Origin of the sequence: Paenibacillus sp. AR247 (genome assembly GCF_002968895.1) — a bacterium.
Taxonomy (GTDB): domain Bacteria; phylum Bacillota; class Bacilli; order Paenibacillales; family Paenibacillaceae; genus Paenibacillus_AQ; species Paenibacillus_AQ favisporus.
The window spans coordinates 1,662,529-1,669,848 of record NZ_PCZT01000009.1; the positions used below are offsets into that span (position 1 = coordinate 1,662,529).

A 7,320-nucleotide genomic window follows, 5' to 3' on the forward strand; every position below is an offset into this window, starting at 1 on the left:
ATTACCGCGCGCCTCATTATACGTTTCTCCGGAACTGCCCGGCGTCATGCCGAACACTTCTTTAAATTGCCGGCTGAAATAGGGCATATACCGGTACCCGACCCGGTCGGCCACTTCGTAGACCTTCACTCTGGGATCCCTGAGGAGCTCGCCCGCTTTCTCCATCCGCAGGTGAATGACGTATTCGCTGAAATTCGTGCCCATCACTTCCTTGAAGAGCGTTCCCAAATAGTTTGGGGAAAAGCATAGGTGGTCGGCGACCTCCTTCAGCGTCACATTTTCGTGCAGCTGCTCTTTCACGTACCGGATCATTTCGTCAACGAGCTTCGAGCTCTTCTTCTGCTTACGGCGCTGAATAACCTCTGCGGCGGCAAAGAGCCGTTTTCGCAGCCAGGAACGGATATCGTCGATCGTCTCGAGCTGCAGCATCACATCCGGACTGCCTCCCGTTTCCTCTTGGAGGGCGTTCGCAAGGCTCTCGTTGATCGCCCGGAGGTGATGCTCGAGCCCAAGCAGGATGTGCATGACGAAATATTGGATTTTCAGCTTCGACCTCATCCCGGCCGCAGCGGCGAACAGCCGGTCGATTTCGTCGCTGACTGTGACGAGATCGAAGTTCACTACAGCGGTATACAGCGGCTCCGGCGGTAGAGCGGTTTGGGAAGGCTGCTCGAGGGCATCGTCCCATTTCAGTTCCCCATGGCGGATGACCCGGCCCTTGCCCGCGATCAGCTTGCACGACAGCGCCTCCAGGGCCTCACCATAAGAACGGCGCAGCCCGGTCAGATTTACCGCTTCTTCTCCTACACCCACCGTGACGGAGAAGGGATTCAGCTCTTGAATCCGATCCGCCAGAGCCGACAGCGCTTGTAAGTTCACCCCGTCCTCGATCAGCACGAAAATCCGCCGTCGCGAAGTTTTGCACACATGCCGGATCCGGGCCTCGGTGAGCAGCGGAACCAGCGAATCGTAAAATCGGTTGAACCATTCCTGCTGGCGGTGTTCCGGCATCGGGTCGAGCTTCCAGCTGAGGTCGTCCAGCTCGACGGCGGCCGCACGCACAGGCCATCCCAAACGGTCAAACCCGTAGCTTTCCTGCAGCACCCCGGCAGCCTCTTCGGCTTCCGCGCCTTCGAGAAGCTTCAATAGATAGTCGTTTTTGGCGATTTCACGGTAAGCCTGTTCGTTCTGCTGCCGCCGTTTCTCCTGATCAAGCTGCTGCACGACGGTGCGCAGCGCATCGGTCAGCTCCTTATCGTCCATCGGCTTCAGCACGTAGCTGAACGCATTCAGGGCAATCGCCTCTTTGACATAGTGAAAATCCTGGTAACCGCTCACGAAAATAACCCGAAGCCGGCCCGCGAACTCCCGTGCTTTTCTGGCCAGCTCCAGGCCTGTCATGCTAGGCATATGTACGTCTGTTACTAAAATATCGACCGGCTGGCGTTCCAGCAGTGCCAAGGCGTCAAACCCATTGTTCACCGCGCCTGTCACTTCCAGCCCCAGTTCTGCCCAAGGAATAAAAGAGCGCATACCCTCCAGATCAAGAATCTCGTCATCCACGATCAACACCTTGTACATGAGCTCATCTCCTGATCATTAAAATGAATACTATGGTCAGATCCCGGCTTCAGACAAACAGCCGTTCATCCGTCCCACGCGATCATGCCATCTACCCTGAATACGCCCCGGACGCTGGAGAAGCGAGCAGCCGCCCCGGGTCGGGACGGCATCCTCGCGATTAAAAGAATTAGTATCATTATACTAGAACATGCTAGATTTAGATTATTGACCGCCGATTTTTTTCAGGTTCTCCTGCCATTTCTGCGTCTTGTATTCGAGCAGTTTGTCGTATCCGACCGCCAATGCGTCCTTCTGCGCTTGGTCCAGAATCGCCAGCACCTCGTCGTCGCTCTTCGCATACAGCGCTTTGGCACGGGATTCGGAGAAGATTTCGTCCACGCTCTGCTGAATGATACCTTCTTCGGTATCCGGCATCGGGCTCAGGTTGACGAAGGCGGTGGCGTTATACTGCGTTTTCCACGTGATTTCGGATTGGTAGCGGCTCTCCCAATTTTGTTTTTCCGGCGGGAGCGTCTTCTCGAATTTCATCTTCGACTTGTCGATATAGACGGTATTGCCGTTCCACTGGAGATTCACCGTCGCATCCATAATATCGCTGCGCTTTTGGATGTCGTTAGTGTATGTGTCGGTAAAGACCGGATATCCTTCTTCATCCGTGCCCTGCCACAGCGTTCCTTCAGGTCCCCACATGATGACCCGGCTTCCTTCTTCTCCGGTCAGCCAGTCAAGGAACGCAAAGATCTTCTCAGGATCCTTGGCGGACTTCGTAATGACGGCCACGTTCCAGCCCAGCTGATTGTAGGTTCCCGTCCATATCTTGTTTTTGTCCAGCCCTTCCTTATGCACAGGCCAGATCATTTCGTAGCCGGAGGTCGGGTCCTTTTTCTTGAGCTCCACGTCGCCCTTGCTGCCGTATTCCGTCGGGCTTGCTCCGGCTGCGATGGCAAAACGGCCGTTGTACGCTTTTTCAAGAATCTGGTCTTTCGTTTGGGTTAATGCGTCCTGGGCCATCAGCTTTTCGCGGAACAGCTTGGAAGCAAACTGCATGGACTCGCGGTAGACTGGATCCTGGAAAATGGACGTCAGCTTATTGTCGACCGGCACGGCTCTCTCTTTCAAATACACCGGCGGATGGTCTTCCCCGAACGCCCCGTACAAAATATCAAGCCCCTGCCCGTCCTTGGCCAAATCCGGCTCGAACGGCACCATGTTCGGATACTTGGCCTTCACGCTCTTCAGGTAGTTATACAGATCGTCAGTTGTCTCCAGCTTTGGCGAGCCAAGCTCTTTGTACACTTTGCTGTTCATCAGGTATCCGGCATTGCCCGCAGGCTGCGAGGTATACCAGTTCGGGAATTGGTACAGCTTACCGTCACTTGAGCGGAGCATGTTGAGCGTCGAGTCACCGGCCCATTTTTTCAAATTCGGATATTTGTCCAGATAGTCGTCATAAGGCACCAGCATGCCTGCCGCACGCAGCCGCTCCACATGTAAAGTCGACTGGCGCGCTGCCGAGCTGGAAGGGCTCCGAGGCGCTGCCGCTTCCTTCTTTCGTTTCGGTTTTACTCTCTGCATTCGGTGCGGCTCCGTCGGTCGTCTTCTCCCCACCGCCGCCAGAACAGCCCGCCAGCGCCGTGGCTGTCGTGCACAGGAACACCAAGGCCACGAGCAGCGATCTTCTCCAACTTTTCATGCGTGATAACCCCTTTTCCCTATTGTCAAATTTATGTTCAAAGCAGCAATCGCTCCAAACCCTACTCCTTCAACGATCCCACCATAACGCCCTTCACGAAATACTTCTGCACAAACGGGTACACGGCGATAATCGGCAGCGTCGCCACCATCATCGTCGCCATTGAAAGCGACTTGGTCGTCACGCTTTTCATCGTTTCGAGCCTGCTCTGGGCAGCCGAGTCCAGCTTGGACATCTGCTCTGTCATAATATTCGTGCTCAGTATCTGCTGAAGCATGGATTGGATCGGCAGCAGCTTCTCGTTGGTGATGTAAATGCTGGGCAGAAACCACTCATTCCAATGAGCGACCGCGGTGAACAGCCCGAGCGTGGCGATGACCGGTCCCGACAGCGGCAGGATGATCCGGAAAAAAGTAGCCCAGTTGCCGCAGCCGTCGATTTTGGCCGATTCCTCCAGGCCTCCGGGAAGCCCCCATGAAAAACGTCCGGAAGATGATCATGTTCCATACGCTGATCAGACCCGGGATGATAAACACCCAGAACGAATTCATCAAGCCCAGACCGCGGACGACGAGAAACGTCGGAATGAGCCCGCCGCCGAAATACATCGTCACGACGCACATCAGCATGTAAAACTTGCGGCCGATCAGCTCCTTCTTCGTCATGCCGTAGGCGAAGATGGCGGTGCACAGCACCGACAGAATGGTGCCGACGACCGTCCGGAGCACGCTGATCAAAAACGCGTTGGCAATCCGGTCATCCTGAAAGACGACCCGGTAATTTTCCAGCGACCATACCCGCGGCCAGAACGTGATCCCGCCGAGTGCCGTATCCATGCCGTTGTTCAGCGAAATGACCAGTCCGTTCCAGAACGGGTAGAATGTGCTGAATCCCAGTAAAATTAGCAGCAAATAAATGAAGACCATCATGATCCGGTCACCGGTACTTGTATATTTCACAATACTGCAGCCTCCCTGTTTCCTGCGGTGTCTCCGCGCTTACCACAAGCTGTTTCCCGACCTGCGGGCAAAGTAGTTGGCAAAGGTCAGCAGGCCGACGCTGATCACAGCCTTGAACAAGCCCACCGCCGTGGCGTACGAGTAGCGCTGGTTCGTGATGCCCACCCGGTACACATAAGTATCGATGACGCTGGCCACATCCCGCAGCACCGGATTTGCCCCGAGCAGGAGAATGTCTTCAAAGCCGGCGCTCAGCAGATTGCCAATCGCCAGGATCATAAAGATAACGACCACTGGCATAATGGAAGGGATCGTGATCATGAATACCTGCTTGACCCTTCCCGCTCCGTCGATCGACGCCGCCTCATACAGGCTGGGGTTGATTCCTGCGATCGCCGCCAGATACACGATCGAATTGAATCCGATCTCCTTCCAAACGCTGGTCGAGACGATAATGCCCCAGAAATACTCCGCCCGTCCCAAAAAGCCGATCGGCTCCTTAATCAAATGCAGCTTCTGCAGCAGGATGTTCAGGCTGCCGTTATCCGTGGACAGGATCGACATGGCAAACCCGGCTACGATCACCCAGGATAGAAAGTGCGGGAGGTAACTGATCGTCTGAACCATCCTTTTGAAGAACATTTGCCTGACTTCGTTCAGCATCAAGGCCAGAATGATCGGCGCGGGAAACCCGATACCAAACTTCAGCAGGCTGATGATGATCGTATTGCGCAGAATCGTCCAAAACTCCGGTGCATGAAAAAACATGCTGAAATGCTTGAATCCCACCCACGGACTGTTCCAAAACCCGTTAAAAATGTTATAGTCCTGAAAAGCCATCAGTACGCCGTACATCGGTATGTATGAAAAAATAAAAATCAAAATGAGCGCCGGTATGACCATCAGCTGAATATCCCACTGCCTGAGCATCCGGTAAGCCAATCCCCGCTTTTTCCTCCTCTCGGCGATGGGCACGCTGTTCGCAAGCTGCGACATCCTCTTCCCCCCTTGCCAACATTGTAAACGGGATGGGTGCCGCGATACTATTTGCCTCGTCAACGAAAAATGATACTTTTAACCGGAATATTTCTATTCTTGTTCCAGCCGCAAAAAAATCCCCCTGTCTCCGGTATCCGGAAAGCAGGGGGATCCAGTATCACCGCGATGTGCGGACGATACGATTCATTGTTTATTGGGTAACGGAAGGCATCTCTTCGAGCGATCCCTTTAGGGAAATGCCCGTACCGAGGCCGCCTCCGGTTTGCTTGACGCTGACCTGAATTTTGCTGTCCATGTAAAAGGAAGCCTTGGCTGTGGAAATGACCTGCGGATACATCATGCCGGGGGCGGGTTTCGTGACGGTGTAATAGGCGATCGCCTTCCCTTCCGAGACGAATTCGATCCGGTCGATCTTGAGGCCGTATCCCGGATTCGGCATGTCCTCTTTGGTAAGGACGATCCGGTTCACCTGGTCGTTCACCTTCTCTACACTGACAGCGACCTGGTCATCGTTCTCCGGCTGATTTACCGGCTGATGCGAAGCAACGAAATTCATGGCGTGATAGACCATCTCCGCCGCCTCCATCCGGGTGATGTTGTCCCTTGGATGGAACTTCTGCTGCGCATCTAGCTCGGCTATGTGGGTAAGGAGCAGAAACTGGACGGCTTCCCGCGATCCGGAAGCCATGTCGTTCTCATCCTGGACCGTGACGTACATTTTGATCAGCGGGTAGTCGCCGGTAGCGGTGACGGCTTTGTAGAGCATCTGCGCGAACTCTTCCTTCGTGACCTTGTCGTTCCAGCTGCCGATGGTCGATGCCACAAGCCCGTGATCCAGCGCCGTTTCGGCTGCTTGAGCATACCAGGCTGTGGATGGAACCGCCAGCGTCCCGGCGTTCGCTGCACCTGCATCCGGCTGAAGCTTCATCGCTTTCACCAGCATCTGCACGCTTTGGGCTGCCGTCAACGGCTCGGCTGGACCGAACCGGTCCGCTGAAATCCCGTGAATGACCCCTTGCGTTTGCAGCGCTTCGGCGATACCTTCCTGCTGCTTATTCGGCAGATCCGAGAATGCATAGGCGGAAGACGCCGACACCAGACAGCCTGCCGCCACCATGAACGCAGCCCATTTCTTTGTGATTTTCATCCAAATCACCTCCTCAGCCTCTCAGACGGGGAACCTCCCGCAAATGTTTCAATATGCCCGTAGGCCGGAATGCCTATTTTTTGACGAGTCAGTGCGGATTGGAAACTCCCGGCTGATCATTCTCCAGCCCCAGCTTGACGTATAATTCATTCGTATACCCCTGGAGCTTCTGCTCGAGCTCCTGTGCTTGATCCCGAAAAGCGGTCAGCTCGCGGATCATCCGTGCGCGCCCGTCCGGCGTGAACGTCTCCTTGATCCGTTCCTTGAAATAATCGTGAACGATATAATTCCGCTGCTTCCATACCTCTTTTAATAGAAGTGTCTCTTCTTCCGTAAAAGGAAAGTGATGCCGGATTTCGTTGACGAGCTGGCCCAGGGAACTGCTGAGCTTGCGGCGGTACAGCTCGGTCAGTTCCTCTTCGGAGGGAACCTCCCCCTTCGACAGCTTCATCAGCATCAGCAAATTGGTCAGCTGCTGCTCCAATGCCTGCGAATAGTATACGGCCAAGCCGAAATACGCGAACAGTTCCTTCGATTGCTGCTCGATACCTTGTAGACCGACTGATTTCATGCTTTTCCTCCTGACTCCTGCTGCCGAGGTTCAACCTCTTATGTAAAAATTCCTGATCGGATAGACCTATCTCCATGTTACCGTGCTTACGGTCCAATCACAACCCGGGGGTAGAAGGAAATCAACGGTTCCAATGTTCTGAGAAAAGCCCAATGTATCAGCCTATGTTCTGGCATCACGGTATGCAGAGAATATCCAATAGGCTGCGGCCAGAGCAAAAGCATACAGGTACGTATACCCGATTACTCCCCATACTCCTGTAAGGAGAGCGGTATCACTCCGCATCAGGGTGTCGATCATTTCAGCCACCGGAGGGAAGGCCCAGCGGATCCAGGATAACCCTTCGGGCAGCTTGGCCGCAATCTGC

At 54.5% G+C, this 7,320-nt stretch carries 6 protein-coding genes and 1 pseudogene; all 7 read right to left on the bottom strand.

Features of this window, described 5'->3' with window-relative positions; all coding sequences use genetic code 11:
• On the bottom strand, positions 1-1,581 hold a 1,581-nt coding region (locus CPT76_RS16015; RefSeq protein WP_105443579.1), incomplete at its 3' end, for a response regulator.
• 204 nt (positions 1,582-1,785) lie between these two features.
• Entirely contained in the window at positions 1,786-3,159 is a 1,374-nt protein-coding gene (locus CPT76_RS16020; protein ID WP_146116256.1) for an extracellular solute-binding protein, read from the bottom strand.
• Positions 3,160-3,338: 179 nt separating this feature from the next.
• Positions 3,339-4,206 (bottom strand): annotated as a pseudogene (locus CPT76_RS16025) (carbohydrate ABC transporter permease).
• A gap of 69 nt (positions 4,207-4,275) precedes the next feature.
• Positions 4,276-5,166, bottom strand: a complete 891-nt coding sequence (locus CPT76_RS16030; protein ID WP_374954681.1) for an ABC transporter permease — start codon at positions 5,164-5,166, stop codon at positions 4,276-4,278.
• A 259-nt stretch (positions 5,167-5,425) separates the two neighbouring features.
• Complete coding sequence (locus CPT76_RS16035) at positions 5,426-6,382, bottom strand: protease complex subunit PrcB family protein (RefSeq protein WP_105443581.1); 957 nt, start codon at positions 6,380-6,382, stop codon at positions 5,426-5,428.
• 88 nt (positions 6,383-6,470) lie between these two features.
• On the bottom strand, positions 6,471-6,953 hold the full coding sequence (locus CPT76_RS16040) for a hypothetical protein (protein ID WP_105443582.1): 483 nt from the start codon (positions 6,951-6,953) through the stop codon (positions 6,471-6,473).
• 162 nt (positions 6,954-7,115) lie between these two features.
• The coding region (locus CPT76_RS37490) for a hypothetical protein (protein WP_181152874.1) at positions 7,116-7,320 on the bottom strand (205 nt) is incomplete at its 5' end.